Source organism: Kitasatospora sp. Xyl93 (assembly GCF_055383135.1).
The window spans coordinates 2,392,312-2,418,788 of record NZ_AP029185.1; the positions used below are offsets into that span (position 1 = coordinate 2,392,312).

27 protein-coding genes are annotated in these 26,477 nt (G+C 72.1%); 19 read left to right on the forward strand and 8 right to left on the reverse strand.

Going from position 1 to position 26,477, the window contains the following annotated elements; all coding sequences use genetic code 11:
- Positions 1 to 242 precede the first annotated feature (242 nt).
- The 5 genes from ACZ5GH_RS10430 to ACZ5GH_RS10450 are packed head-to-tail and all read left to right on the forward strand — an operon-like array spanning position 243 to position 5,842.
- Positions 243 to 1,496: a prenyltransferase/squalene oxidase repeat-containing protein gene (locus tag ACZ5GH_RS10430; RefSeq protein ID WP_387748638.1), complete on the forward strand. Its 1,254-nt coding sequence runs from the start codon at positions 243 to 245 to the stop codon at positions 1,494 to 1,496.
- Complete coding sequence (locus ACZ5GH_RS10435) at positions 1,496 to 2,284, forward strand: SCO2322 family protein (RefSeq protein WP_387748636.1); 789 nt, start codon at positions 1,496 to 1,498, stop codon at positions 2,282 to 2,284. The genes ACZ5GH_RS10430 and ACZ5GH_RS10435 overlap by 1 nt, the downstream gene beginning before the upstream one ends.
- Positions 2,285 to 2,304: 20 nt before the next feature.
- Positions 2,305 to 3,411, forward strand: a complete 1,107-nt coding sequence (locus tag ACZ5GH_RS10440; RefSeq protein WP_464334031.1) for an energy-coupling factor transporter transmembrane component T — start codon at positions 2,305 to 2,307, stop codon at positions 3,409 to 3,411.
- The gene (locus tag ACZ5GH_RS10445) at positions 3,408 to 5,009 is read left to right on the forward strand and encodes an ABC transporter ATP-binding protein (RefSeq protein ID WP_464334032.1); all 1,602 of its coding nucleotides are present in this window, start codon (positions 3,408 to 3,410) and stop codon (positions 5,007 to 5,009) included. Before ACZ5GH_RS10440 ends, ACZ5GH_RS10445 begins: the two co-directional genes overlap by 4 nt.
- A complete protein-coding gene (locus ACZ5GH_RS10450) occupies positions 5,006 to 5,842 on the forward strand; it encodes an ECF transporter S component (protein ID WP_464334033.1) in 837 nt (278 codons plus the stop codon). The genes ACZ5GH_RS10445 and ACZ5GH_RS10450 overlap by 4 nt, the downstream gene beginning before the upstream one ends.
- Here the strand turns inward: ACZ5GH_RS10450 and ACZ5GH_RS10455 are convergent.
- Complete coding sequence (locus tag ACZ5GH_RS10455; RefSeq protein WP_464334034.1) at positions 5,839 to 6,636, reverse strand: helix-turn-helix domain-containing protein; 798 nt, start codon at positions 6,634 to 6,636, stop codon at positions 5,839 to 5,841. The two genes, ACZ5GH_RS10450 and ACZ5GH_RS10455, sit on opposite strands and share 4 nt — an antisense overlap.
- Before the next feature lie 460 nt (positions 6,637 to 7,096).
- On the opposite strand from ACZ5GH_RS10455, the gene ACZ5GH_RS10460 reads away from it, so the two are divergent.
- From ACZ5GH_RS10460 to ACZ5GH_RS10470, 3 genes are all read left to right on the forward strand, one after another.
- The gene (locus tag ACZ5GH_RS10460) at positions 7,097 to 7,747 is read left to right on the forward strand and encodes a M15 family metallopeptidase (protein WP_464334035.1); all 651 of its coding nucleotides are present in this window, start codon (positions 7,097 to 7,099) and stop codon (positions 7,745 to 7,747) included.
- 94 nt (positions 7,748 to 7,841) lie between these two features.
- Positions 7,842 to 8,255, forward strand: coding sequence for an NUDIX hydrolase (locus ACZ5GH_RS10465; RefSeq protein WP_464334036.1), 414 nt, complete (start codon positions 7,842 to 7,844; stop codon positions 8,253 to 8,255).
- Between the two features lie 136 nt (positions 8,256 to 8,391).
- Positions 8,392 to 9,843 (forward strand): hypothetical protein, encoded by a 1,452-nt coding sequence (locus tag ACZ5GH_RS10470; RefSeq protein ID WP_464334037.1) that lies wholly within the window; start codon positions 8,392 to 8,394, stop codon positions 9,841 to 9,843.
- On the opposite strand, the gene ACZ5GH_RS10475 is transcribed toward ACZ5GH_RS10470, so the two are convergent.
- Positions 9,785 to 10,861, reverse strand: coding sequence for an NAD(P)/FAD-dependent oxidoreductase (locus tag ACZ5GH_RS10475; RefSeq protein ID WP_464334038.1), 1,077 nt, complete (start codon positions 10,859 to 10,861; stop codon positions 9,785 to 9,787). The two genes, ACZ5GH_RS10470 and ACZ5GH_RS10475, sit on opposite strands and share 59 nt — an antisense overlap.
- Positions 10,862 to 11,041: 180 nt before the next feature.
- Here ACZ5GH_RS10475 and ACZ5GH_RS10480 point away from each other — a divergent pair, with 180 nt between their 5' ends.
- Positions 11,042 to 11,950 (forward strand): RNA polymerase sigma-70 factor, encoded by a 909-nt coding sequence (locus tag ACZ5GH_RS10480; RefSeq protein ID WP_464334039.1) that lies wholly within the window; start codon positions 11,042 to 11,044, stop codon positions 11,948 to 11,950.
- Positions 11,951 to 12,073: 123 nt separating this feature from the next.
- Positions 12,074 to 12,922 carry a LysR family transcriptional regulator gene (locus ACZ5GH_RS10485; RefSeq protein WP_464334040.1) on the forward strand — a complete coding sequence of 283 codons (849 nt, stop codon included), beginning with the start codon at positions 12,074 to 12,076 and terminating at the stop codon, positions 12,920 to 12,922.
- A gap of 74 nt (positions 12,923 to 12,996) precedes the next feature.
- Here ACZ5GH_RS10485 and ACZ5GH_RS10490 read toward each other — a convergent pair whose 3' ends face one another.
- Positions 12,997 to 13,323, reverse strand: a complete 327-nt coding sequence (locus tag ACZ5GH_RS10490) for an antibiotic biosynthesis monooxygenase family protein (protein ID WP_401107412.1) — start codon at positions 13,321 to 13,323, stop codon at positions 12,997 to 12,999.
- A gap of 51 nt (positions 13,324 to 13,374) precedes the next feature.
- On the opposite strand from ACZ5GH_RS10490, the gene ACZ5GH_RS10495 reads away from it, so the two are divergent.
- Positions 13,375 to 15,078, forward strand: coding sequence for a recombinase family protein (locus ACZ5GH_RS10495; protein WP_464334041.1), 1,704 nt, complete (start codon positions 13,375 to 13,377; stop codon positions 15,076 to 15,078).
- 1,027 nt (positions 15,079 to 16,105) lie between these two features.
- Positions 16,106 to 16,588: an HNH endonuclease gene (locus tag ACZ5GH_RS10500; RefSeq protein WP_464334042.1), complete on the forward strand. Its 483-nt coding sequence runs from the start codon at positions 16,106 to 16,108 to the stop codon at positions 16,586 to 16,588.
- On the opposite strand, the gene ACZ5GH_RS10505 is transcribed toward ACZ5GH_RS10500, so the two are convergent.
- Entirely contained in the window at positions 16,515 to 16,997 is a 483-nt protein-coding gene (locus tag ACZ5GH_RS10505) for a hypothetical protein (protein ID WP_464336948.1), read from the reverse strand. The genes ACZ5GH_RS10500 and ACZ5GH_RS10505 overlap by 74 nt on opposite strands.
- A 745-nt stretch (positions 16,998 to 17,742) precedes the next feature.
- Between ACZ5GH_RS10505 and ACZ5GH_RS10510 the strand changes: the two genes are divergently transcribed.
- On the forward strand, positions 17,743 to 18,678 hold the full coding sequence (locus ACZ5GH_RS10510) for a major capsid protein (protein WP_464334043.1): 936 nt from the start codon (positions 17,743 to 17,745) through the stop codon (positions 18,676 to 18,678).
- An 83-nt stretch (positions 18,679 to 18,761) separates the two neighbouring features.
- Here the strand turns inward: ACZ5GH_RS10510 and ACZ5GH_RS10515 are convergent, their stop codons facing one another.
- Entirely contained in the window at positions 18,762 to 19,490 is a 729-nt protein-coding gene (locus tag ACZ5GH_RS10515; RefSeq protein ID WP_464334044.1) for a GntR family transcriptional regulator, read from the reverse strand.
- Between the two features lie 154 nt (positions 19,491 to 19,644).
- On the opposite strand from ACZ5GH_RS10515, the gene ACZ5GH_RS10520 reads away from it, so the two are divergent.
- From ACZ5GH_RS10520 to ACZ5GH_RS10540, 5 genes are all read left to right on the forward strand, one after another.
- Positions 19,645 to 19,854, forward strand: coding sequence for a hypothetical protein (locus ACZ5GH_RS10520; protein ID WP_464334045.1), 210 nt, complete (start codon positions 19,645 to 19,647; stop codon positions 19,852 to 19,854).
- Positions 19,855 to 20,378: 524 nt separating this feature from the next.
- Positions 20,379 to 20,894: an NUDIX domain-containing protein gene (locus ACZ5GH_RS10525; RefSeq protein ID WP_464334046.1), complete on the forward strand. Its 516-nt coding sequence runs from the start codon at positions 20,379 to 20,381 to the stop codon at positions 20,892 to 20,894.
- The gene (locus ACZ5GH_RS10530) at positions 20,891 to 21,238 is read left to right on the forward strand and encodes a hypothetical protein (RefSeq protein WP_464334047.1); all 348 of its coding nucleotides are present in this window, start codon (positions 20,891 to 20,893) and stop codon (positions 21,236 to 21,238) included. The genes ACZ5GH_RS10525 and ACZ5GH_RS10530 overlap by 4 nt, the downstream gene beginning before the upstream one ends.
- A gap of 4 nt (positions 21,239 to 21,242) precedes the next feature.
- The gene (locus ACZ5GH_RS10535) at positions 21,243 to 21,593 is read left to right on the forward strand and encodes a hypothetical protein (protein WP_464334048.1); all 351 of its coding nucleotides are present in this window, start codon (positions 21,243 to 21,245) and stop codon (positions 21,591 to 21,593) included.
- 129 nt (positions 21,594 to 21,722) lie between these two features.
- On the forward strand, positions 21,723 to 22,256 hold the full coding sequence (locus tag ACZ5GH_RS10540) for a glycine-rich domain-containing protein (RefSeq protein ID WP_464334049.1): 534 nt from the start codon (positions 21,723 to 21,725) through the stop codon (positions 22,254 to 22,256).
- A 508-nt stretch (positions 22,257 to 22,764) separates the two neighbouring features.
- Here ACZ5GH_RS10540 and ACZ5GH_RS10545 read toward each other — a convergent pair.
- Positions 22,765 to 23,175 carry a cupin domain-containing protein gene (locus ACZ5GH_RS10545; RefSeq protein WP_387748612.1) on the reverse strand — a complete coding sequence of 137 codons (411 nt, stop codon included), beginning with the start codon at positions 23,173 to 23,175 and terminating at the stop codon, positions 22,765 to 22,767.
- Positions 23,176 to 23,222: 47 nt separating this feature from the next.
- On the opposite strand from ACZ5GH_RS10545, the gene ACZ5GH_RS10550 reads away from it, so the two are divergent.
- Positions 23,223 to 23,714 carry a MarR family winged helix-turn-helix transcriptional regulator gene (locus ACZ5GH_RS10550; protein ID WP_464334050.1) on the forward strand — a complete coding sequence of 164 codons (492 nt, stop codon included), beginning with the start codon at positions 23,223 to 23,225 and terminating at the stop codon, positions 23,712 to 23,714.
- 22 nt (positions 23,715 to 23,736) lie between these two features.
- Here ACZ5GH_RS10550 and ACZ5GH_RS10555 read toward each other — a convergent pair whose 3' ends face one another.
- Both ACZ5GH_RS10555 and ACZ5GH_RS10560 read right to left on the reverse strand, forming a co-directional pair.
- Positions 23,737 to 24,219, reverse strand: a complete 483-nt coding sequence (locus ACZ5GH_RS10555) for a CYTH domain-containing protein (RefSeq protein ID WP_387748609.1) — start codon at positions 24,217 to 24,219, stop codon at positions 23,737 to 23,739.
- A 93-nt stretch (positions 24,220 to 24,312) separates the two neighbouring features.
- Positions 24,313 to 26,388, reverse strand: a complete 2,076-nt coding sequence (locus ACZ5GH_RS10560; RefSeq protein WP_464334051.1) for an MDR family MFS transporter — start codon at positions 26,386 to 26,388, stop codon at positions 24,313 to 24,315.
- Between the last annotated feature and the right edge of the window lie 89 nt (positions 26,389 to 26,477).

The following is a 26,477-nucleotide window of genomic DNA, read 5'->3' on the forward strand; positions in this document are numbered from 1 at the left end:
CCGCGGCGGCTAGAGTCGACGGGCAGCACAACTCCATCCCGCTCCTCCCCCGGGGAAAGCCGGTGCGAATCCGGCGCTGACCCGCAGCCGTGAGTCCGGCGCCGCCCTCGGCCGCCCGGGCGAGTCGGAGCGCCCGGGGGCGGGGCGAGCGGCCAGGCCGGACGCACCCGCCCGGCACCGTCGAGGACTACGGAACGGCCCCGCCCGGGCCACCACCGCTCACCGAAAGGCACACCCGCACCATGCTGACCGCCGCCCGCCTGGGCGCCGCCGCCCTGTCCGCCGCGCTGCTCACCGGCCTCGCCGCCGGGCCGGCCCTCGCCGACAGCCCCGCGCCGACCACCGCCGCCGTCCCCGAGGGGCTGTACGGCAAGAGCGACCCGACGTACGACGGCGTCTGGCGTCAGTCGCTGGCACTCACCGCCCTGACGGCGGCCAAGGTGACCCCGGCCGACTCGGCCGTCGGCTGGCTCACCGGGCAGCAGTGCGAGGACGGCGGCTGGCCCTCCTACCGGGCGCCCGGCGCGGCCTGCGACCCGAAGACCGAGGACAGCAACGCCACCGCCGTCGCCGTCCAGGCGCTGGTCGCCCTCGGCGGGCACCAGGAGGCCGTCGACAAGGGCGTCGCCTGGCTCAAGGCCAACCAGAACGCCGACGGCAGCTGGGCCTACAACCCCGGCAGCCCGGGCGACGCCAACTCCACCGGCCTCGCCGTCAACGCGCTGTTCGCCGCCAGGACCGACCCGGCGGGCGTCGCCAAGGCCGGCCGGTCCGCCTTCGACGGGCTCGCCCTGTTCCAGCTCGGCTGCGCCGCCCCCGCCGACCAGCGCGGCGCCTTCGCCTACCAGCCCGACCCGGCCGGCGGCGCCCTCACCCCGAACGCCCTCGCCAGCGGCCAGGCCGCGCTCGCCGCCGGCGGCGGCCACCTGCCGGTCGCCACCTCGGTGCACGCCGACGCCGCGCCCAAGGCCCTCACCTGCGCCTCCGACGCCGCGGCCGCCGCGGCCCCCGTCCCGCACGCGGACTCCGGCGAGGCCGCCGGCGCCTACCTCACCGCCCAGCTCGCGGCCAACGGCGGCCACCTCAGCCTGGTCACCCCGGGCGCCGAGCCGAAGCCCGACTACACCGCGACCGCCTGGGCCGCCCTCTCCCTCGTCCAGAGCGGCCACCCCCAGCAGGCCGCCGGCGCCGTCGACTGGCTCGCCGAGGAGGGCGCCACCTGGACCAAGGGCGGCACCGACGCCGGCGCCACCGCCACCCTGCTGCTGGTCTCCCAGGCCGCCCACCGCGACACCGCCGCCCTGACCGGCCGGCTCACCGCCCTCGGCCCGGCGCCCAAGGCCGCCGCGGCCTCCGCGGCGGCGACGTCCGCCCCGGCGGAGAAGAAGGACGACGGCGGCATCGGCCAGTACTGGCTGATCGGCGTCGGCCTCCTCGTCGGCATCGGCGGCGGCCTCCTGCTCAGCCTCCAGCGCAAGCGCAACCCGCACCTCTGATGCGCCCCGCACCCCGCCCCGTACTCCTCCCCGCCCTGCCCCAGCGCGTCCTGCACCCCGCCGTCGGCGCCGCCCGGCCCGGCCGTGCGGCCCGCCGGCCCCGGCGGGCCGTCGCCGCGCTGCTCCTCCCCCTCCTCGGGGCGGTGCTGCTGGTCGTCTCCGCCGCGCCCGCGCAGGCGGCCGGGTACCGGTACTGGTCGTTCTGGCGCGGCGTCGAGGGCGGCGGCTGGACGTACCAGCAGCAGGGGCCCGCCGTCGCCGTGCCGCCGGACGGGTCGGTGGACGGGTGGCGGTTCGCGCTCAGCCCTGACGGCGGGCAGGACGCCGCGAAGCCGCGTACGGGCGGGAGCTTCGCGGAGCTCTGCGCGGGCACGCCCGCCCAGGAGGGGCGCAAGCGGGTGGCGGTCGTGCTGGACTTCGGGACCGCCGAGGACGCGGGTACGTCCGACGCCGGTCCGTCCAACGCCGGTCCGTCCGCCGCCGGTCCGGCGCCGGAGCAGCGCACGGCCTGCGCCAGCGTCACGCCCCGCGCCAGCTCGGCCGAGGTGCTGGCCGCCGTCGCCCCGCCGCTGCGCTACGACTCCAACGGGCTGCTGTGCGCCATCGCCGGGTACCCGAAGGCGGGCTGCGGCGACCAGGTCGCGGCGGGCGCCGCCCAGCCGGACACCGGCGGCGGCTCCGCCGACCACGGCAGCGGCCCGGACGTCGGCCTGATCGCCGGCGGCGCGCTGGTCGCCGTCCTCGCCGGCGGCGCCGTCTGGCAGGCGCGCCGCCGCCGTCACTCCTAGCCCCCACCCAGGACAGCACCGTGAGCAGCACCGCCCGTAGCACCCGACCGCCCACCGGACCCCGCCAACTGCACCCCGGGGCCTGGTGGTTGTGGGCGCTCGGGCTGGGCGCGGCGGCCACCAGGACCACCAACCCGGCGATCCTGCTGCTGCTCACCGCCGTCGCCGGGTATGTGGTCGCGGCCCGGCGCGGCGACGCGCCCTGGTCGCGGTCGTACGGGGCGTTCCTGCGGCTGGGCCTGCTGGTGCTCGGCATCCGGCTGGTGTTCGCGGTCTTCCTCGGCTCCCCGGTCCCCGGCACCCATGTGCTGTTCACCCTGCCCGAAGTCCCCCTCCCCACCTGGGCGCAGGGCGTGCGGATCGGCGGCCGGGTCACCGTCGAGGGCCTGCTCGCGGCGCTGTACGACGGACTGCGGCTGGCCACCCTGCTGGTCTGCGTCGGCGCCGCCAACTCCCTGGCCAGCCCGGCCCGGCTGCTGCGCGCCCTGCCCGGCGCGCTCTACGAGGCGGGCGTCGCCGTCGTCGTGGCGATGACCTTCGCGCCGAACCTGGTCGCGGACGTCCGCCGGCTGCGCGCCGCGCGACGCCTGCGCGGCCGCACCGACAGGGGCGTCGCGGCCGTGCTGCGCGTCGGACTCCCGGTGCTGGAGGGCGCGTTGGAGCGGTCCGTCGCGCTGGCCGCCGCGATGGACACCCGGGGCTTCGGCCGCACCGCCGACGTCCCGCGCCGGCTCGCCCGGGCGACGGCCGCGCTCACCCTGGCCGGACTGCTCGGGGTCTGCCTGGCCGCGTACGGGCTGCTGACGGCCGGCGGCGCGGGCTGGGCGCTGCCCGTCCTGCTGCTCGGCCTGGCCGCCGCCTTCGCCGGACTGCTGCTCGGCGGCCGACGCTCCGTCAGGAGTCGCTACCGGCCCGACCCGTGGGCCCTGCCGGAGTGGCTGACCGCCGGCTCCGGGGCCGCAGTGGCGACCCTCACCACCTACCTGGCCGCGCAGGACCCGGCCGCCTTCGCCCCCACCGTCGTCCCGCCGACCGTCCCCGCGCTGCCCCTGGCCGCCGTGCTGACCGTCCTGCTCGGCCTGGTACCGGCGTTCGCCGCCCCGACCCCGCCCCGGAGGGCATCGTGATCACCTTCGAGCAGGTCTCCGTCCGGTACGCGGACTCCGCCGCGCCCGTGCTGAACGGCGTCGACCTCACCGTCCCCGAGGGCGAACTCTGCCTGCTGGTGGGCCCGTCCGGCTCCGGCAAGTCCACCCTGCTGGGGACGGTCAGCGGCCTGGTACCGCACTTCACCGGCGGGGTGCTGCACGGCCGGGTCACCGTCGGCGGCCGGGACACCCGCGAGCACCGGCCGCGCGAACTCGCCGACCTGGTCGGCACGGTGGGGCAGGACCCGCTGGCGCACTTCGTCACCGACACGGTGGAGGACGAACTCGCCTACGGCATGGAGTCGCTGGGCCTGCCGGGCGACGTGATGCGCCGCCGGGTCGAGGAGACCCTCGACCTGCTCGGTCTCGCCGACCTGCGCGACCGCCCGCTCGGCTCCCTCTCCGGCGGCCAGCAGCAGCGCGTCGCGATCGGTTCCGTGCTCACCGTGCACCCGCGCGTCCTGGTCCTGGACGAGCCCACCTCGGCGCTCGACCCGGGCGCGGCCGAGGAGGTGCTGTCCGTCCTCCAGCGGCTGGTGCACGACCTCGGCACCACCGTGCTGATGGCCGAACACCGGCTGGAGCGGGTCGTCCAGTACGCCGACCAGGTGCTGCTGCTCACCCCGGACGCGCCCCCGCTGCTGGGCGAACCGGCCGAGGTGATGGCGCACTCCCCGGTGCACCCGCCGGTGGTCGGCCTCGGCCGGCTCGCGGGCTGGCGGCCGCTGCCGCTCTCGGTGCGCGACGCGCGCCGCAGGGCCGCACCGCTGCGCGCCGAACTCGACGGCCGGACGCCCGCCGCCGCCGGTGCGTCGTCCGGTACCCCCGTCGCCGTTGCCGACCGCCTCGCCGTCCGGCGCGGCCCGGTGCCCGCGCTGCGCGGCGTGGACCTCGCGCTCCGTCCCGGCGAGATCACCGCCCTGATGGGCCGCAACGGCGCCGGCAAGTCCACCCTGCTGGGCAGCCTGGTCGGCCTGCACGCCCCCGCCTCCGGCCGCGTCGAGGTCGGCGGCCGCACCCCGCACCGCACCCGCCCCGCCGAACTGATCCGCGAGGTCGGCCTCGTCCCGCAGGACCCGCGCGACCTGCTGTACGGCGAGTCGGTCGCCGCCGAGTGCGCCGCGGCCGACGGTGACGCGGGCGCCGCCGCCGGCACCTGCCGGGCCCTGGTCGAACGCCTGCTGCCCGGCATCGCCGACGACACCCACCCGCGCGACCTCTCCGAGGGGCAGCGGCTCACCCTCGCCCTCTCCGTCGTGCTCACCGCCCGGCCCCCGCTGCTGCTCCTGGACGAGCCGACCCGCGGCCTCGACTACGCCGCCAAGGCCCGGCTGGTGGAGATCCTGCGCGGCCTGGCGGCGGAGGACCACGCCGTGCTGCTCGCCACCCACGACGTCGAGCTGGCCGCCGAGCTCGCCCACCGCACGGTGATCCTGGCCGAGGGCGAGATCGTCGCCGACGGACCGACGGCCGAGGTCGTCGTCTCCTCCCCGGCGTTCGCCCCCCAGGTGTCCAAGGTGCTGGCGCCCGGGCCGTGGCTCACCGTCGGGCAGGTCGCGGAGGCGCTGGGCGCATGAGCACTCGTCCCGTCCCGCTGGGGCGCCGTTCCGTCGCGGCGCTGCTGGCCGTCACCTTCGTCGGCATCGCCGCCTTCGGCTGGCCGCTGCTCGCGTCGACCGAGTCGGCGCTGGTCGGGCACTCGGCGGACGCGCCGTGGCTGTTCGCGCTGCTGTTGCCGCTGCTGCTCGCCGTGGTCGTCGCCCAGATCTCCGAGGGCCGCTCGGCGGGCGGCGGGGCACCGGGGCTGGACGCCAAGTCCGTGGCCCTGCTGGGCGTGCTGGCGGCGGCGGGCGCGGCACTGCGGCCGCTCGGCGCGGGGACGGCGGGGCTGGAGCCGATGTTCTTCCTGATGGTGCTTTCCGGGCGGGTGCTCGGACCGGGCTTCGGCTTCGTGCTCGGCTCGCTGTCGATGTTCGCCTCCGCGCTGCTCACGGGCGGGGTGGGGCCGTGGCTGCCGTTCCAGATGCTCGCCATGGGGTGGGTCTGCCTGGGCGCCGGGCTGCTGCCGGGGTCTGCTTCCCTGCGCGGCCGCCGCGAACTCGCGCTCCTCGCGGGGTACGGAGCAGTGGCCTCCCTGCTCTACGGCACGATCATGAACCTCCAGGGCTGGCCGTACATCGGCGGCCTGGCCGGCTCCATCTCCTTCGTGCCGGGCGACCCGCTGCCCGACAACCTGGTCCGCTTCGCGGCGTACTGCCTGACCACGTCGCTGGGTTGGGACCTGCCCCGGGCCGCACTCACGGTCGTCCTGTGCCTCACCCTCGGCACCCCCGTCCTGCGCGCCCTGCGCCGCACGACCCGTCGCGCCGCCTTCGACGCCCCGGTCACCTTCCACCCGCCGGAGCGCTAACGGCAACCCCCGCACACCTGCCCTGCGGTGGCGACGGGCCGCCCGCACATCCCGCTCCGCCCGGGGCACTCGTGCCTTCGCGGGCCGTCACCCCCTTGCCGGGGTTTAGGCACCATCGGCACCTTCGCGATCCGCGCTGCCACGATCGCCCCCACGCTGTGCGTGACCCTGTCCGGCAGCGGAGCCGCGATGATCCCCGCCAGCGCGTCCCGCGTCCACCCACCCGCGAGCAACCCCTCCACCCGCGCGGCCTGGTCGCACAGCGGCTTCCCCGCCAGCGCCATCCGGGGCTCCCGGCGCCCGAGTTCGAGCAGCAGCGCCATGCCCGCCGTCAACTTCTCCGGGGGACGGACGGAAGGCTCTTCCACGTCCTTGGTTTTCAGTTCCTTGGAAGGGCTTCCCACCTTCCCGCCGCCTGGCACCCCAGGTCCGGGCCCACCGGCGGCCGGAGGCGCGGGAAGCGGCGGCATCGCATGCGCGGCCTTCCCGTTCGTCACCGGCACCTCATGAACCGAAACGACCGTCCGCACCTGACCAGTGAGCGGATCCCGCAGCGTCCGTCGGACGTAGTGCCCGGCCGCCTCCAACTCCCGCAGCGCGCGGGAGACGGTGGCCCGCCCCTCCACGCTCTTCGCCGCGAGCGTGCGGACGTCCTCCCGTGCCCCGTCCGGCAGGCTGAGGAGGTAGCTCAGCAACCCGCGCGCCGCCCAACTCAGCGAGTGCTTACGGACGACGTGGCCGTTGTCCAGGATCGTGTACCCGGGGGCATGCCGGGGGATACGATGAATCTGCATCGTGGAGCTCTTCTCTCCTGGTGCCGAACCCCGGGGTGTTGGCGCACCGCCGGGGTAACTTCTGCTCACTCACCGAGCGCCCTTCGAGCGACCCGGCATCGCAATCTTCACCGTAATGCCGTAACGCCCCATCAAACGCCGCTCCACATCACCCATCCGGGCGGCGCAAGCGCGCACCCGGGGGCGCGTCCCACAGCACACGCGCCCGCGATCGCCCTGCACCGAATTCCACCGCCCGCTACCTCGCCGCACCCACCCACCCCGCCATCGCGCAGGTCGTCCGCGACGCCGTCTTCCTCGAGAATCAGCGAAGGGGTGAGCATCGCTGGGCCCGCGCGGCCCGGCGCGGGCCCAGCCCACCGGAATCAGCTCGTGACGTGCGCCTGCGGCCTGCCACGGGCGCCCACCTGGAGCACCGCGCGTTCCTGGCGTAGCGTTGCCTCCTTCCTCAGGAGGCGAGTTGAGCGAGATCATCCTCATGTCCGACCCGAAGGTGGCCGCGGTCCCCGTCGGGGAGCGCGGCGAGCAGCTGTTGGACGTACGGGGCGGCAGTGGGCTGCTGGTCGACGGGCGCAAGCAGGACGACGACGGCGCCTTCGCGCGGCTGCGGGCCGGGGTGGTCGAGCGGCTGCTCGACGCGCAGGCGGCGCTGCCGGACGGGCTGCGGCTGCTGTTCGTGGAGGGCTACCGGCCGCCGGAGCTGCAGAGCCGTTACTTCGACGAGTACGCCGCCGAGTTGCGGGCCGCTAACCCCGACTGGCCGGACGGGCGGATCAGGTCGGCGACGAGCCGGTACGTGTCGCCGCCGGAGATCGCGCCGCACAGTGCCGGGGCCGCCGTCGACCTCACCCTCGTCGACTCCGACGGCCGCGAGCTCGACCTCGGCACCAGGGTCAACGCCAGCCCCGAGGAGAGCGCCGGGGCCTGCTACACCCACGCCGAGAACATCGGCGCGCAGGCCCGGGCCAACCGGCGGCTGCTCAGCGACGCCCTGGCCGGCGCCGGGCTCGTCAACTACCCCACCGAGTGGTGGCACTGGTCGTACGGCGACCGCTACTGGGCGCTGGCCACCGGCGCCCCGGCCGCGCTCTACGGGCCGGCGCAGCGGTAGCCGACACGACACGCGGTCCGCGGAGTGCCGAGCGGGCCCGCGGCCCCGGGGCCAAGATGGCGTCGACACCGCCGCCTGCCCGAGGAGCAGCGAGATGACCGAGCAGCACGCCGAGCGACTCCCCGCCGTCGCCGTCGCGATCGTGGTCAAGGACGGCCGGGTGCTGATGGTGCGTCGGCGGGTCGCCGAGGGCGGGCTGTCCTGGCAGTTTCCGGCCGGGGAGGTCGAGCCGGACGAGTCCCCGGAGGACGCGGCCGTCCGCGAGACCGCGGAGGAGACCGGCCTCCACGTCGCCGCCGCCCGGCTGCTCGGCGAGCGAGAGCATCCGCAGAACGGGCGGCGGATGGCGTACACGGCCTGCGAGGTGGTCGGCGGCACCGCCACGGTGGTGGACTCCGACGAACTGGACCGGGTGGTCTGGGCCTCCCGCGCCGAACTCGCCGAGTACGTCCCGTTCCCGCTGTTCCCGCCGGTCCAGGAGTACCTGGACGGCACGCTCGCCGGCTAGGGCACGGCGGACTCGCGTGGGAAGTCGGCCCGTCCGACTTCCCACTCAAGAGCATCAGCGCCGGGGCCCGAAACTCGTCCCCGGGGTAGGGACGTTCGGACGGGAGACCGCTCGCCGCCGCTTCGGAAGGACACGCGTGACACCCGCGCACGGAGCCCCGTCCGGCCACGACCACGCCCTTCCGCGGGCTCGCCGCCCGGGTCGGGAGCCGGTCACCGACGAGACGGTGGCCCGGCTGAGGGTCCTGGCCCGCACCGACCCCGCCTCGGGCCTGCCCGCGCTGGCCGAGGCGCTGCGGGGCCGGGCCTACGGCGAGCCCCGGCCCCGGCCCGAGGAGGCCGTCCCGTTCCTGGAGGAGTCCGCCGCCATCTACCGCACCCTGGTCGCCGACGGCGGCACCGAACACCTGGGCGCCGCCGCCAACGCCCTCGCCTCCCTCGCACTGAAGTGCTCCCTGGCCCACGCCGACGGCCTCGCCCTCGCCGCCCGGCAGGAGGCGGCCGACCTGGCCTCGCGCGCCGAAGCGGCCCGGCCGGTGCCGGACCTCGGCCGGGCCGCCGTCCTGCGCGCCGACCTCGCCCACGCGCTCGCCGAGGCGGGTCGGTTCGACGAGGCCGTGGACGCCGCCCGCGCGGTGGCCGCCCGCTCCCGGGCGGTGACCGAGCCCGGCGGGAGCGACCTGACGCGGCGTCTGCTCGACCTCACGGTGCTGCTCCGCCTCGCGGGCCGCACCGAGGAGGCCGTCGCCGTCGAGCACGAGGCCCTCGCCTGGCTGCACGAGGGCCGTACGGAGCCGGACCGCGGCCCCGTACCCGCCCTGCGCGCCGCCGGCGCCGCGCTGTGGTTCGCCGACCTCGGCGACCCCGCGCAGGGCCGCCTCCTGCTCGCGGAGGCCGCCCGCGCCTGCGAGCGTCTGCCCGGCCGCGGCGAGCGGGGCGACTTCGGCTTCCTCGAAGGCCTGCGGGCCGACCTGTTCGCCCGCTCCGGTGTCCGGGACGAACAGGCCGCGGCCGACGCCCCGGACCCGCTCGCGCTCGGCATCGACCCGAGCCGACACCTCCAGCCCGTGCTGGGCCTGAGCTTCCACCACTGGTCCTTCAGCCTCCGCGACTCCTTCCGGGACGGACTGGTCGTCCTCGCGCGGGCCGTCGAGGCGATCACGGGCGTTCCCGAGCAGACCGACCGCCTCCCTGACGAGGACGACCTGCCCGAGCACACCGACGGCCGGTCGCCCCTGCCGGACGACCCCGGTCTGCTCGCCGCCTTCGGCACACTCACCCGGCGGCTCGACCTGCGCCGGGCGGTCCTGGGGGTGCATCCGGCCTCCTACACCCGCACCGCGCTCCCCCCGGCTGCGGCGGAGCGTCCACATCGAGCGGCGCCTCCACGCGACGGACCCCGCCGCCGGCACCCGGCGCCTGGTCAGGGCACTCACCGACCTGGCCATGGCACAACTCGTCCACGGCGACCACGCCGACGCGATCGCCACCCTGCACGAGGTCCACGCGCTCGCCGGCTGACCGGCGCACTCAGCCGCCGATGCCCGTGCCGGCCCCGAACTTGCCGCCGCGGGAGGCGAGTTCCTTGAGCACGACCCCGCCGCGCCCGGCGAGGTGCGAGCGCCGCAGGCTGTCGTCGCGCCGGGTGAACTGGGCCACCGCGGCGCCCCGCCCGAGGGTGACGGCCCGGGCGACGTAGCGCGGGGTGTACGGCGCGGGCGTGCGGCCGGCGAGCAGGCGGCGCAGGTTGTCCACGGCGCGGACGGCCTGCGGGCCGGCGAGCGCGCAGGCGAAGCGGGCGCCGGGGACGGCCGCGTAGTCGCCGATGACGAAGATCCGCTCGTCGTCGACGCTGCGCAGGGTCGCGTCCACGGCCGCGCGGCCGTCCCCGTCGACGGTGAGGCCGCTGCGGGCGGCGAGGTCGGGGACGCCCGACACGATCGCCCACAGGGTCAGGTCGGAGGGGAGCGCCACGCCCGACCCCAGGTGCACCGCGCCGTCGGCGGCCCGCACCAGGCTGTCGTCCACCACCTCGATACCCAGGGCCGTCAGCCCGTCCCGTACCTTCCGGTGCGCCCGGTCGGTGAAGTCCGCGGCCACCGCCCGTCCAACGATCCGCACCCGCAGGTCCGGCCGCGCCTCGGCGATCTCGGCCGCCGTCTCGATCCCGGTCGCACCGCCGCCGACCACCGTGACCGCGCTCCCGGCGGGCAGCGCGGCCAGCGCGGTCCGGGCCCGCTCCGCGCCCTCCCAGCTGCCCACCGGGACGGTGCCCGGCACCGGCCGCACCGTGCTGCCCGTGGCGAGGAACGCCCAGTCGAAGGGGAGGCCCGTCCCGTCGTCCAGGGTGACGACGCCGTCGCCGATCCGCTCGACGGTGCCGACCCTCAGCGCGGCCCCCGCCCGGAGCATCGACGCGATCGGCGTCGCGGCGGCGTCCGTCCCCGCGATCCGCTGGTGCAGCCGTACCCGCTCCACGAAGTCCGGGCGCGGGTTGACCACCGTCACCTCGGCCGCCCGCACCTTCCTCGCGACCCGGTTCGCCGCGAGCATGCCCGCGTAGCCGGCGCCCACCACGACCACCTTCATCTCCGCTACCGCCTTCATCTCGGCCTCCTGCCGGTGCTGCGTCCGTCCGTTCGGGCAGGAGATGCCGGCCGGCCGCCCGGCGTGACACCGATCCCGGCACAGGACCGGAATGAGACAGGTCACACGGCGCGGGGTGTCACGGACCGGGGCGCTCCGGCGTCCTGTGGGAGGCACCAGCCGACCGGAGGGAGACCCGAGATGAGCGGCGTACACGCGGACGACCACCGCCCCGACCCGGCCACCGAGGCCTTCGTCGCCCACCGCAACCTGCTGTTCACCGTCGCCTACGAGATGCTCGGCTCGGCGGTGGACACCGAGGACGTCCTCCAGGAGGCCTGGCTGCGCTGGGTGGGCGTCGACCTCGACACGGTGCGGGACCGGCGCGCCTACCTGGTCCGGATCACCACCCGGCAGGCGCTCGGACGGCTGCGCGCGATCGGCCGGCGCAAGGAGTCGTACGTCGGCCCGTGGCTGCCCGAGCCGCTGCTCACCTCGCCGGACGTCGCCGAGCAGGTCGAGCTGGCGGACAGCATCTCGATGGCGATGATGACGGTCCTGGAGACCCTCGCGCCCACCGAGCGGGCGGTGTTCGTGCTGCGCGAGGTGTTCGGCCTCGGGTACCAGGAGATCGCGGAGGCCGTCGACAGGACGCCGGTCACGGTCCGCCAGATCGCCCACCGGGCCCGGGCCCACGTCGCCGCCCGCCGGCCGCGCGGCACCGTCTCGGCCGAGGAGGCCCGCACCGCCATCGCCGCCTTCCAACGGGCCGTCGAGACCGGCGACCTGCAGCAGCTGCTGGACCTCCTCGCTCCCGACGTGGTCGCCCTGAGCGACGGCGGCGGCATCAAGCAGGCCATGCCCCGGCCCACCGTCGGCGCCGGCCCGGTGGGCCGCCTGCTGGCCGCCGGCGTGGCGGTGTGGGGGCCGCTGGGGACGTGCGAGCCGGCCCAGGTCAACGGGCACCCGGCGCTGGTCATGCGGATCGACGGGGAGATCGACCTGGTGGTGGCGATGCGGATCGAGGAGGGGCGGATCACCGGCATCTACTCGGTGCGCAACCCGGAGAAGCTGACCCACATGGAGCGCGAGACGGCGGTGAGCCTCTGAGCCCCTCCCGGAAACCTCCGGAACCCTCTGGAGCACACCGGGCCCTTCGCCACCTCCTCCCCCGTACGCTGTCCCGCAGCACCGGGAACGAGGGCGTTCGGGGGAGCAGTGGAACTAGGTCAGTTGCGCGCCTTCGAGGCCGTCGTCACCCACCGCACGGTCACCGGCGCGGCCGGGGCGCTCGGGCTCACCCCGTCCGCCGTCACCGAGCGGGTCCGCACCCTCGAACTCAGCCTCGGCACCGGCCTGTTCGACCGGGCCGGGCGCGAGCTGACCCTCACCCCGGCCGGTGAACGGTTGCTGCCCTGGGCCCGGCGGCTGCTCGACCAGGCCGAGCAGGCCCGCCGCGAGGTCGTCGTCACCCGGGCCCGCCTGCGGCTCGGCGTCCTGGCGGCCGTCGCCGCCACCCAGGTCCCGGCCGTCCTCGCCCGCCTCACCGACCGCCGGCCGGACCTGGACATATCCCTGCACACCGACACCTCCCGGGACGCCCTGCTCGACGGCGTCGCCGCCGGAGCCCTGGACGCCGCGCTCGTCCTCGACGCCCCCGGCCCGCTCGGCGCCCTCGGCTTCCCCCTGCCGCCCGCCCCGCTCGACCACCTCGACGTCCAGGACGTCCCACTCGCCCTGGTGGCCGCCCCCACCCACCCGCTGGCCCGCGTCGGCGCCCTCACCCGCGAGGCCCTCCGCGGCCACCGCCTCCTCGTCAACTCCCCCGCCTGCTCCTTCCACCTCGCGGGCGAACGCCTCCTCGGCCACCACGTCCGACGCCTGCGCACCGGCGCCGTGCCCGTCACCCGAGCCTGCGCCGAACAGGGCCTCGGCATCGCCCTCCTCCCCGCCCACGCCGTCCACGCCCACCTCACCGCCGGCACCCTCGTCCGCCTCCCCCTCGACCCCCCGCCCCTCCACCTCCGCCTCCTCTGGCGCACCGACCACGCGCCCCTCCCCCTCGGCGCCGCCCTCGCCTGAACGGCCCGGGCCCGCACACAGCAGCGCGCCCCGGGGCTCCGAAAGCCCCGGGGCGCGCAACCGCCATACGGACGTCAGGCCTTGGGGCCCGTGGACTGGACGACCTCGAAGGACCAGAGGGTGGAGCCGGTGGCGGCGGGCCGCTTGGGGGCCTCGCCGGAGGGGCCGTTCTGGTGGGCGGACTTCATCGGGCCCTCCATCCAGGCCTTGAAGTCCTCCTCGCTGCGCCAGCGGGTGTAGACGAGGTACTGGTCGGTGCCCTCGACGGGCCGGAGGAGCTCGAACCACTCGAAGCCGTCCGAGTTCTCCACCGCGCCGGCCCGGGAGGCGAAGCGCTGCTCCAGCACCTCGCGCTGCTCGGCCGGCACCGTCAGGACGTTGATCTTGACGACGCTACTCACATGACACCTCTCATCGTTAGGCCCGCTACCTGGGCACTTAATCTTGACCACGTGCGAGCAGTCTCCTACATACGACAGTCAAAGAAGCGTGAGGACGACTCGCAGGCTTCGCCGGCTGCCCAGCGAACGAAGACCGAAGCCCTGATCGTCGCGAAGGGCTGGGAGAACAACGGCCACTTCGAAGACGTCGGCAAGTCGGGTTGGGACCCCAACGTCACTCGGCCCGGGTTCGAGGAGATGATGGCGGCCGTCCGTGCTGGGCAGGTTGACGCCGTGGTCGTGTTCTCCCTCTCCCGCCTCACGAGGCAAGGTGCCTTGGAGGCCATGAAGATCAACGAGGAACTGGCCCGGTACGGTGTGCGCCTGGTCTCGGTCGAAGAGCCCTATCTCGACACCTCCACGCCGATGGGCGTTGCGATCTTCGGTCTGATCGCCGCACTGGCCCAGCAGGAATCCGACTTGAAGTCCGCCTACGTCACGGCGACCAAGGAGACGCTACGCGCGGCCGGGAGCCACGTCTCCGGCATCCCGCCCTACGGTTTCCGGACGGTCCGGGAGCAGCGCGGCGACCTGTCCGTGATGCGGCTGGTCCCCGATCCGGTCGAAGCACCGCACGTGCGCGACATGGCCCGCTGGGCCGCCGATGGCCTGTCCGCCGGAGACATAGCGCGCCAGCTCACCAAGGCGAACGTACCGACGAAGGTGACCACGCTGGGCGACAAGGGCACCAAGCGCCTTGAAGCACGCCGCGCGAACGGCTCGTCCAAGAGCCTCGCTGGCCCCGGGTGGACGACCTCCACCGTTCTGCGCATCCTCCGAGACCCCCGGCTCGCCGGGTACGCCATGGTCTGGGAAGGCCGGAAGCCGCGCACGAAGGACGAGGACGGCAACGTGGTCCCCGGCACACAGGGCAAGCGGACCGTTCTGCGCGGAGACGACGGCTCTCCCGTGGTGTCGCACGAAGGCATCATCACCGCTGTGGAGTGGTGGGCTCTCCAGGAGATCCTGGACGGCCGAACGAAGGTCGTCGCCCGCTCCGGCCGTCGTGTCCCGACGCTGCTCGCCGGCCACGGGATGCTGTTCTGCGATGTCTGCGGTTCGGTCATGGTGGCGGACAAGAGGGGCGACGACGAGAACCCGAAGGCCTACTACAAGTGCAACCGCCCCGCCGGTGTCATCCCCGGGCATGGTGGCCTGGTCATCGACGCAACGGCTGCGGACCATGAGGTGGCCAGCTCCGTGTGGGCGCGCCTGATGGCCATGGACCCCGCGGACGAGGACGACGCCGAGTGGCTGATGGAAGCTGCCCGCCGATTCACCCGCCAGCAGCAGGACCCGACTCATGATGCCGAACGGGCTGCGTCAGAAGCCGAGTTGGTTCACGTCCGGGAGGCCCTTCGCACGCTTTACCAGGACCGGCAGGAAGGTCTGTACGTCGGCGAGACCGGCAAGCGGATATTCGCCGAATCGGTCGCCCGACTGACTGCGCACGAGGAACGCGTATCCGCGCGGGTCGAAGAGTTCCGATCGGCAAGCAACCGAACCGTCACGATCCCGATGGACTGGACAACCCCTGACAGCGACCCGATCGGAGACGGCTCAACCTGGTCAGGCATGTCCCTTGAGCGCAAGCGGGAGTTCCTGTCGCTGTTCGTGGACTCGGTCCGGATCACCAAGGCGATAGGCAGGGGTCGGAACGCGAACACCCAGGACCGTGTAGTCATCAGGTGGGCCAAGAAGCCGTCCACTGACTAACACCAAAGGGGGCCAGTGCCCCTCTTGGGTCTTTCCCAGCCGCGCTTGGCTCCAGCGGCCAAGCGGGGCTTCTTCATGCCCGCAGACGGCCGTCCAGGAACGTGCTGGCTGCTCGGTCCCGCACCCTCCCCAGCGACAGGCAGGCAGCGATGGGGTGACGAGGTGACGTTCGAGGGCTCTGTTTCAGGTTCTTCTATGTGTGCGTGTGTCTAAGAGAAACCAAAACTGACCCTTCGAACGTCACCCCGTCACCCTTGGCACCGGGCAGGACATCGTCCCCCTCTTCTACTCCCGGGAGAAGGAACAGGGACAGTCCGGGCGGCGCCGTTCGGCGGGCCACGGGAATCCCTCCCCCTCTTCTACTGCCGGGAGGTGGGCCGGGGCGGGCCGGATGGGCCCCTCGGCTAGCAGTGGGAATCCTATGCGCTCCCGACACAACAGGGGCAGGAGGCAGGCAGCCGTGCCACGCTCTACCCTTCAGGCCGTCCTGGCCCGGCCTACAGCGGCGAGAGACGTGGCGGGGTGGTGGTTCTCTCCTATTTTTTAGAACACATAGAAAAAATATAGAGAAAGAAGAACTGGGACCACTCTCGCCACCTCGCCACCCACCCCGATCGGGAACCCCATGCTCCCTACTACAACCGGGAGAGAAACCAGCCGAGCACGGGGGGCCGGAAACCACTGCTCCCTACTACTACCGAGGGCGGGTTACCGCGCACCCATCCCGCACGGGGTACTCGGCGGACCGAGTGCCTGCCCTCGGAGCAGCGTCGCCCGTGCACCACGCACCCCGTTTGGGGTGGCCGCCGGAGTCGTGCGGCGACGTGCGGGGGACTGAGCCGCCAGGACGCCCAAGAGGGGTGACGGCTCGGTCCCCACTGTGTCCGGACCGGCTCCGATTCGGCGAGGACGACCACCAGGCCCACAACCCCCGCGGCAGGGGGTACGCGGACACGACCCCACGGGGCGCTGTTCGCGGAGATCCCGAGTTCGAGCCTCGGGGTGGGCACCTTCGCCACATGACGCGATGCACAGAGATCGTGGTCTTCGACCTGATGCAACTGACCACCGAGGGGGTGCCGTGCGCTGTATCGACTGCACGGAGCCGGCGACCCACCGGGGACGCTGCGAGGCCCATCACAGGACCTACGAAGCCCGCCCCTCGGTCCGTGCCCGCCGCCGGCTGCTGGTCCTGGTGGCACGTCGCCACAGTGGGGCGGAACGGCTTCGACGGCGGGTCGATCGGTCGGGTTCCGCGGTGTGCGGGTTGTGCGGCGAGGACTTCCCCGCCGAGCTGGTCGACGTGGACCACCGAGCACCGCTTGCCCTCGGGGGCGAGGACACCGACGACAGCGTGTGGCCGCTCTGCCGTCCGTGCCACAAGGCGAAGACCCGTACCGACATCGGGATCTCGGCACCGCAACCTTTGGATTGCCCTATTTCTCGGAGATGGACCATAGGGCATCTTTCAGCCTCTCTGGGTGATTTGATGCTGAACCTGCAAAGCTGACTGCGGGAATCATGAACGCTCCGAATACGCCAGCGACGGTCAGAGCGATTAGAATTTCTGCGCCCCAAGAGGTTTTTGTTTCGAGGGTGATCCAATAAAAGCTCCTCGCGCTGGCTCCAGCCAACCAGCCGAGGCACACATATTCGGCGAGGATAACGCAAGCGGAATACGCATAGGTGATAATGCTGGCAGCTCTCCACCACTTTACTTCCAAGTCGGTCTGCCTAAGGTAAATTGCTTGGGGGGAGCTACAGGGATAAGTCGCTGTCGTTGCGGATGGACTTGCCAGGGAAAGCGCGAAATTCACCTTTCCATCGAGGGATCTTTCAACAGCTCGAATCTGAACTGCCATTGCGATGGATGCTGCCGGAAGAATGACAGAGCACTGCCGGGCCAGCTCGTTCGTCATGTGCACAATCGCATATTGCGGCTTGTGGCCCGCCGCCACCACTGGAGGTGCCCCATGCCCCGAAGACCCCGCCCCCCGTGCTCGGCGCCCGGGTGTCCTGAGCTGACCGCCCGTGGTGGCCGCTGTCCGAAGCACCAGCGCGAGGCAGAGCAGCAGCGAGGCAGTGCGGCGGAGCGCGGCTACGACTCCCGGCGCTGGGCCCGGGTCCGGCGTGCCTACATCTACGCGCACCCCTGGTGCCTGTTGTGCAGGCGGCCGGCTGTGGTCGCCGACCACTACCCGGAGTCGCGCCGCTCGCTGCTCGCCCGAGGTGTCGAAGACCCGGACGCGTGGTCGCGTCTGCGTCCGCTGTGCACGCAGTGTCACAACCGTGAGACCGCCACCCACCAGCCGGGCGGATGGGCGGCTGAGCGGGTCAAGCCGATCACAGGTCTCTGACCTGCGAGTTCACCCAGGGGGGTGACTCCCTCCCCTCCTGGCCCTGACCGGCAGGGAGGGAAAAAATCGCATGGCCGATTAGAACATTTCGGTGGAGATTGCAATGCGCAATCTGGCCCCTTGATGGGCCGAATCACCAGAATGCGGCGGCATTGCCTGGCCCCAACTCGCCTATTGCCTACGGAAGTTGGAATGCTCCCGCATGTGCATGGCCACAGTCATGCCGGGACCTGGCAACGATTCCGAGATCTGGGGCTGATTACCCCGGAATCAAGTTAAAGAAATTCTGCAATTAGGAGATTCAATCATGGCCCTTACCCTTGCCGAATCCGCGAAGCTCTCCACGGAAGATCTTCAGCGTGGCGTGATCGAAACTTTCGTTCAGGAGTCGCCCATTCTTGATCGCCTCTCCCTCATTGAGACCGAGGGGACGGCGTATCGGTACAATGAGGAGTCCGAGCTTCCCGGGGTTTCCTTCCGCGCTGTCAATGAGGCGTACCCTGAGAGCGTGGGTGCGGTGAACTCCCGCATCGAGACTCTCGCCATTCTCGGCGGTGACTCCGATGTGGACAAGTTTCTCGTACATACTCGCGGCGATATCAACGACCAGCGGGCAATTCAGGAGACGCTGAAGGTCAAGGCCGCTTCGCTGCATTTCTCGGACCAGTTCTTCAACGGCGATACCGCTGTGAACCCGAAGGGGCTTGACGGCCTGCGTAAGCGCCTGATCGGGCGGCAGGTGATCGATGCCAAGGGAGTTGGTCCGGTTGCCAACGGCTATGACTTCTTTGACGCACTCGACGCGCTGACTGCGCAGGTTCGTGGCATCAGCGGGCAGAACGGCGCGCTGTACATGAATGCGGCGATCCTGGCGAAGATCCCTTCCGGGTTCCGCCGGCTCGGTGGTGCGGAGCTGCTGACGTCCGAGATCTACGGCAAGAAGGCCACCATGTGGAACGGCGTTCCGATGCTCGACCCCGGCCAGAAGCTCGACGGTACCGACATCCTCCCGCTCACGGCCGGTACCGGAGGCAACGAGACCGGCGACATTTACGCGGTCCGGTTCGGCGCCAGCGAGGCGGATGCGGGTGTCACTGGTCTGACGAACGGCGGCATTCAGGTGACCGACCTCGGCGAGGCGCACGACAAGCCCGTATACCGGACGCGAATCGAGTTTTACTGCGGCATCGCGCTGTTCGGCGGCAAGGCCGCGGCACGCCTGGTGAACGTCCTCGCTGGCTGATCTGATGGCATGACAAAGAGGCCCCCGTCCCTACTTCCCTTGCGGGTTGTGGGGGCGGGGGCCTCTTTGCGTTCTTGGTCGATCTACGGCGTGTACTCGTAGCCGATGGTAAAATGGGCGGGCAGGCAAGACTCCGTGTACTCAATCACACCTTCGTCGTCCGACCAACGGTGGACGAGCGCCAGGATCGAGCTGCCGACCGGCACTGCCAGGGCGGCGGCTTCTCGCTGGTCCGCGGTTCGCGCGTGCATGTCGTCGCGTGCCGCTGTGATGGTTCGGCCTGTGGCTTCGAGGACCCTTGCTGTGATCCCGTCGTTCCGTCCAGGCGCAGTGTTGAGCAAGTCGGGCACTAGTGCAGCGAAGTGCGCGGGATACCAAGACACCGCGAAGAGGGTTCGCGACTTGCCGCGCCCAGCGATGTACTCACGACGCACCAGTTGGGCCCCGTGCTCCAGGTCGAACAAGTCCGCCACATAGAGCGGCGGGATGACGATTTCGGCAGCCGTCACACGGCTGGTTTCGCCGTCCATGAAGCTGGACTGCACCCTCTGTACCCGGGCAAGGCGATCACGACTGCTGGCGCTCACGCGCGGGTCGTCCGCGACGAACGTTCCACGCGGTGACGTGCGCAGATAGCCCTCCACCTGGAGGTGCTGAAGTGCACGGCTGACCGTGGCCACGGCGACGTTCCAGCGGCCGGCGATCTCCTTGTTGCTGGGCAGCTTTGCGCCCGGCTCCAGCTCTCCCGAGAGGATTCGCTGGCGGTAGTGATCCGCGATCACTGACCACGTCTTCGGCGTCTTGCTCGGCACGTTCGCTCGCTTCCGCTCGGTGGACAATACCCCGCTTGAGCAGACTAGTTCACTCGGAACCGTAGCGGCTGAACTAGGCCACTCTTCATGCTGGACTAGTTCACTGACTGGCCGTCGGTTACGCGGTGACCAGCCCTGTTTCGAGGGAGCACATATGCAGGACACAGAGAACAAGTGCCCGAACGGCGACGAGATCCGCCCGGACCCTCCGGACCCGGACGGCATCGCCACGTGGAAGTGCGAGTGCGGGTACTTCGGCTACCTGCTGCCGCATGACTTCACGGCGACGCACCCAGACGAGACACGGCTTCAGGTCTGCGGCCGGAAGCGGCTCACCCGCGTACCCGCCCCGGTCATGGCGTGAAGGCTCGATCCTGGGGCCGGCTGTGGCTCCACCGGATTACTCACCCGGCGGTCGCGCTTCAGATGCTCTGGGGCTTGCACCTTCAATTCGCCTGGCCCGTCACGATGTTCAGCCAGCGACGGCGCCAGATCATCCGTACCGAACGCACCCACGCGACCCCCCGGCACGTGGAACTTCGCACGGGCCCCGATTGACCCACCTCAGAACTCCCGTCCCGGGCGCGCTGTCATGGCTGACGTTGCACTCGGGATGGGTTCCAACTCCCGTACCGCGCCGTGGGGCTGGACCGTGGCGACGACACCGGTACGGGAAGGGTGGTCCCGTCCGTACGCGCAACAACCCCCGTCGTGGGCGGGCGGGGCCACCACCACCTGAAGACGCCCGGGGTTGCTCCCCGGGTTGGGCCGGTCCCCCTTGTTCTGACACAACGGCCGGGGGACCGGCCCCAAGACTCCCGCCCCGGGTGGTTGTCCATTCCGGCCCGGGGCGGTCCATCTGCCCGACCACTATCAACGGGAACAACCATGGTGCACAAGGACATGCAGCAGCAGCCGCCGCGCCGGATCGGGGCGCTGGTGTTGATCACCGACCCGGATCAACGGGTCTTGCTGGTGGAGCCCACCTACCGGCCCGGTTTTCAGCTGCCCGGCGGCGCCGTCCACCAGGGCGAGCAGGTCGCCGACGCTGCGGCGCGCGAACTCGCCGAGGAAACCGGGCTGAGCCGAATCATCACCCACCACCTGGGCGTCGACCAGATCCCGGCGAACCCGTCGACCGGGGCGTGCGAGGGGTTCAACATCATCTGTGACGGCGGGGAGGCGACCCCCTTGGAACGGCGCCTCCTGGTCGATCAGGGCGTGCCGGTCGGGGTGACGAAGGAGATCAGCGGTCATCGGTGGGTGGCGCTCAAAGAGCTGGACGACGTCACGGAGCCCTACATGGCGCAACGCATCCGGGTCGCCATGGGCATCCGCAACGCCGGGCTTCGTCAGCCGTTGCTGTACATCGGCCAGCCGGCGGACGAACGCCACAGCGCGTGATCGGCGGCGAGACGTCCGGTGGGGGCTTCAACCCCACGGGCAAGGCGTGGCGTGCCGAGTACTGGTTTCGCGGTGAGCCCGGTGTTCCCGGAGTGGTCGCGGGTGGCTCTGACGTCCACGGCTTCGTCGCCAAGCACGAGTTCGTTCCGTTGGCCGTGCACCTGATTTCGGAGATGGCCCGGCGGTGGTGGACGCTGGACGTTCCCTGCGAAGTGAGCAATCTCGGGGAGATCCTTCTTCGCCACGCGCAGCAGGTCGCCCAGGCGCACGGCCGGTGGAAGTACCGTCCGGACGTGTCCCCGGAGTGGGCGGACGTCACCGTGACGTACCACCCCGCCGACTGAGCCCATGGCGACGAAGAAGCGGCGGCCCGGTGAGCTGAGGTTCGAGGGTGCCGTTTACACCGGCGGGAACGGCGCGACGTGCCAGTGCCCCCAGTCCGACAAGTGCGTTCTGCGGCTCCAACTTCCTCCGCCGGACGGGAGCTTCCTCGACGGTCAGCTTCGTCGGTGGACAGTCGTCAGCCGGAATCAGTCCGCCGACCCGGTTACCGGGACGATCAAGAACACGACCATCGTGATCGAGCTGGTCACCGCCAGCGTCCCGGTTAGGCGCACGTACACGTGCGCGGGTCCGGTGAAGGTGGAGAACCGCTACGACCGTCAGCGCCCTGGAAAGCCCCCCAGGGCCCGAAGCTGACGGGCCACAAAAGCCCCCGCTCCGGCCGTCATCCATGGCAGGCAGTCGACCGGAGCGGGTTCCGCAACACCGCACGGCCCGGACGCCAAAAGGTGTCCGGCACTCCGCACGATGTGAGGAGACACCAGTATGACCCTGCCCGACCGTCCGGCCGGTACCGCCGGTCCCGACGTGCGCTCGTTGCTCGACCCGGTGGAGTTCAACGGGGTCGTGTTCACCGTGCTGGACAACAACCCCAAGATGGCCACCGACACGGCCGAGCGCATCGTGACCGAAGCGCTGAAGTTCGTCGCCACTGCCCGCGCGTTCCCCACGGTGCGGATCACCCCGTCCAACGTCGTGGATGAGGGGTGGCACGCGCTCGTTCTGCACACCCGTCTCTACGCCGATCTGTGTGACCGGCTCGGCGGGTTCGTCCACCACTACCCCGAGCGCCCCGACCCGGAGCGCCACGACGAAGCCGCCTTGGTGCGGACGGTCGCGCTCATCGAAGAGGCCGGCTACACCCCCGACCGCGAGCTGTGGACGGGACCGACCCGCGCTCTGGTGGCCGTGGCCGCGAACTGCTCCCACACCCCGGTGCCTGGCGGGTGCGGACCGATCAACCCCGGCGGATGCGCCTCGCACTGCAACGGCGGTGGCGGCGGAGGCGAAGCCCACTAACCTGGGCACACCGAGACGAGAGGGCGGGACGCGTGGACGAGAACGAAGCCCAGCAAGTAGCCAACACCCTTAAGGAGTTGGGAATTCGGGGGATCGTCTCCCCCGAAGACGTCGACAACCCGGACGGGCGTTGGCGGGTGTACGACAGCACCGACCCCGACACCCGCCGGGATATCACGGACGAAGCGCTGACAGTCGCGGCGGTTCGGTCCCGGCAGTCCGGTCCGGCGCGAGGATTCGTCGTCCCGAGGTCCCGCTAGTCAGCCCTCGAACCGGCCCCGTCCGGGTTCGCCTGGGCGGGGCTTCGGTCCGACGGGGCTCCTCCTGGGACGGCCAGGGCGTTTATGTGAGTGGCTTGACACATTCGTTGATCTTGACGACGGACATGGCGCGCTCCTTCTGCTCCGGTGACTGCGTACGGGAGCAGTCTGCTACACCTCACGGGCGGGCGGCCCGCAGGTGTCGGCAGCCGTCCGGGCACGGGCAGCCGGCGGGGGCGGCGTGGGGATCAGGCGATCCACGGCGGGAGGACCCGCTGGTCGTCACGCGGGGCGAGGGCGCAGGCGCCCTCGGGGGTGCGGGCGTCGGGGTTGTAGGCGTAAGCGGGGGACGGGGAGGCGACGACGGCGGTGAAGCCGGTGTCGGTGGCGATCTGGCGGGCGGCGTCGGCGGGAAGGACGACGGTGTCCCCCGCGGCGAGGGCGAAGGCCTCTCCCGCCAGGTCGACCCGGGCGGTGCCGGTGAGCAGGGTCCAGACCTGCTCGGTGTCCATGGCGTGCAGCGGGCCCCGGGCGTCGGCGGCCATGTCGACGTGCCAGACGGCGAGGGCGGTGGATCCCTGGGTGGGCGAGGCGTAGGTGGTCATGACGCCGTTCGGGGTCGCGGTGCGGCGGGCGTCGGTCCGACGGATCACGGGCATGGTGAAGGAACCCCCTAAGATGGACAATGAAGTTGTCTATATAGTCAATGAGGTTGTCCATCGTGTCAAGTGAACCGTCCCCGCCGGGTTTTGAGCTGCCGCTGCGCCTGCTGCTCGCCTTCCGGACGATCATCGACGAGCTGCACGAACGCATCGCCCGCCAGGGCCATCCCGACCTGCGCCCGATGCACGGCTTCGTCTTCCAGGCGATCGGCCCCCAGGGCACCACCGCCTCCGAACTCGGCCGCCGCCTCGGCGTCTCCAAGCAGGCGGCCGGCAAGACCGTCGACCAGCTGGAGCAGCTCGGCTACGTCGCGCGCGTCGCCGATCCGACCGACACCCGGCGCAAGCTGGTCCGGCTCACCGAGCGCGGGGTGGACTGCCTGATCCGTTCGGCGCGGATCTTCGACGAGCTGCGCGAGGAGTGGTCGGAGGTCCTCGGCGAGGAGCAGCTGCGCGCGGTGGAGGACGGCCTGCGCCGGCTCGCCCCCGGCGACCCGTTCCGGTTCGACACCCCGCGCTGGTTCGGTGCGCCGTAGCGGACCGAACGCCTCGGCACGGTCAGGACTTGGGCAGTCCACGGGTCGCGAGGGCCTGGTTCTTGTACGCCTCCACGCCGGTGATCTCGGCGCCGAACCAGTCCGGCGCCGAGAACGCCCGGGCCTCGGCCTCCGAGCCGAACTCGACCTCGGCGGTGCGCAGCCCGGCCAACTCCCCCTGGTAGACGTCCGCGTGGACCGTGACGCCGGACGCGTCGAAGGTGTAGCGGTCCTTGACCAGCCGGGCGCCCTCGGTGGCCGGCCAGAGCCCGGTGAACTCCTCTTCCCCGAGCTCGCGTTCCACCTCGATCCGGACGGGGGACCCCGCCGCGGACGAGGCGCCGCGCTTGACGCCGAGGACGCGGCTGCCGCCGATCCGCCGCAGCCGCACCTCCGTCCCGTCGTCCTTGATCGCGATGTACCCCTGCTCGATGTGCTGCCGCACCGCCGTCTCCGGCGGTTCGAAGGCCTCCAGCAGGAACTTGCGCTCGATCTCGAACGGCATGCCGCACCATCCCTTCCCGGTCGCACCGAGCGGCCGGTTCGCACCGAGCGGCCCGTCGAGTCGTCGAGCCGTCCGGACGAACCCGTCGGGCCGTCAGAAGGACCGCCCCTCGCCACGGTACGGCCGCTCCGGCCCCGCCAGGTCCGGCCGGTCGCGCCGGTCCGAGCAGAGCGAGGAGCTGAGCCGGTTCAGCAGCCCGGCCAGCTCGGCGTACTTCTGCTCGTCCCAGTCCCCCAGCAGCTCGGCGAGCTGGGTGCGCCGGGCGGCGACCAGCCGCAGCGCCGCCGCCTCCCCCGGTTCGGTGAGCCGCAGCGGCAGCCGCCCGACCCGCGCCGCCAGCCCCCGGCCCTCCACCTCCCGGACGGCCTCCTCGATGACGGCGACCGGGACGATCCGCCGCTCGGCGAGTTCGACCGGCTCCACCGAGCCGTGCTGGTGCATCTGGAGCAGCAGCCAGCTGGAGGCGGGCCGCAGGTCCAGCCCGGCGGACTCGGTGATCCGGCGGAAGAGGTCGCGCCGGGCCTCACGGCTGTTCAGCACCGACAGCGCGCGGGCGATCTCGTCCAGCGAGGTGCGCTCGACCGGGTTGACCCCGATGGACTCGCTCAGGTCGGGCGCGGTGACGGTGGAGCGCAGCTTCTGTTCGCGCAGGAACAGCGACAGCACGAAGGCGACCACCGCGACCGGCACCGCGTACAGGAACACCCGGGTGATCGACTCGGCGTACGCGTGGTAGACCCCCGGCTGGACGGCGGCCGGCAGCCGGGGGATGACCCGCGGGTCGGCGGTGATGACCTCCGGCCGGAAGCCGGGCGGCAACGGCACCCCCGCCAGGGCGTCGGCGAGCCGGCCGCGCAGCCCGTTCGCGAAGACCGTCCCGAAGACGGAGACGCCGAAGGAGGCCCCGATGGAACGGAAGAAGGTGGCGCCCGCGGTGGCCACGCCGAGGTCCTCGTAGCCGACCGAGTTCTGCACGATCAGCACCAGCACCTGCATCACCAGGCCCAGCCCGAGGCCGAAGACCAGGAAGTAGCCGCTCATCTCGGCGGTGCCGCTGTGCTCGTCCAGCCGGGAGAGCAGCAGCAGCCCGACGGTGGTCACGGCCGTCCCGGCGATCGGGAAGATCCGGTAGTGGCCGGTGCGGGCGACGATCTGGCCGGAGCCGATCGAGGTGAGCAGCATGCCGAGCACCATCGGCAGCATGTGGATGCCGGACATGGTGGGCGAGACCTGCTGGACCACCTGGAGGAAGGTCGGCAGGTAGGTGAGCGCGCCGAACATCGCGAAGCCGACCACGAAGGAGATCACCGCGACCAGGCTGAACGTCCGGGAGCGGAACAGCCGCAGCGGCAGCACCGGCTCCGCCGCCGTCCGCTCGACCCGGACGAAGGCGACCAGCAGCACCAGGCCGAGCGCACCGAGGCCGACGATCTGCCAGGACGCCCAGGCCCAGGTGGTCCCGCCGAGCGAGGTCATCAGCACCAGGCAGGTGGCGACGGAGGCGATCAGCACGGTGCCCAGGTAGTCGATCCGGTGCTCGCGCCGGACCTCCACCCCGTGCAGCACCGCCGCGATCACCACCAGGGCGACGGCGCCGATCGGCAGGTTGACGTAGAACACCCAGCGCCAGCTGAGGTGGTCGACGAACACCCCGCCGAGCAGCGGCCCGAGCACGCTGGTGACGCCGAACACGGCGCCGAACAGGCCCTGGTAGCGACCGCGGTCCCGGGGGGCCACGAGGTCGCCGACGATCGCCTGGGAGAGCACCATCAGCCCGCCGCCGCCCAGGCCCTGGAGCGCGCGGAAGGCGATCAGCTCGCCCATGTTCTGGGCGATCCCGCACAGCACCGAGCCGAGCAGGAAGATCACGATGGAGGCCTGGAAGAAGCGCTTCCGGCCGTACATGTCGCCGAGCTTGCCCCACAGCGGGGTCGCGGCGGTGGAGGCCAGCAGGTAGGCGGTCACCACCCAGGAGAGGTGCTCCAGGCCGCCGAGGTCGCTGACGATGGTCGGCAGCGCGGTGGAGACGATGGTCTGGTCGAGGGCGGCCAGCAGCATCGCCAGCAGCAGGGCGCCGATCGGCACCCAGAGGTTGGGGACGGTGACCGCCGGCGGGCCGCTCGCGCCCGTGGCGCTCCGGCCGGACCCGGCGCGCGGATCCGTCGTCATGGCGTCTCCAGGGGCATCACGGCACCTCCGCGGACGTCCACGGCACCCGCGCGGGCGTCATCGCGTCTCCGTCGGCATCACGACGTCTC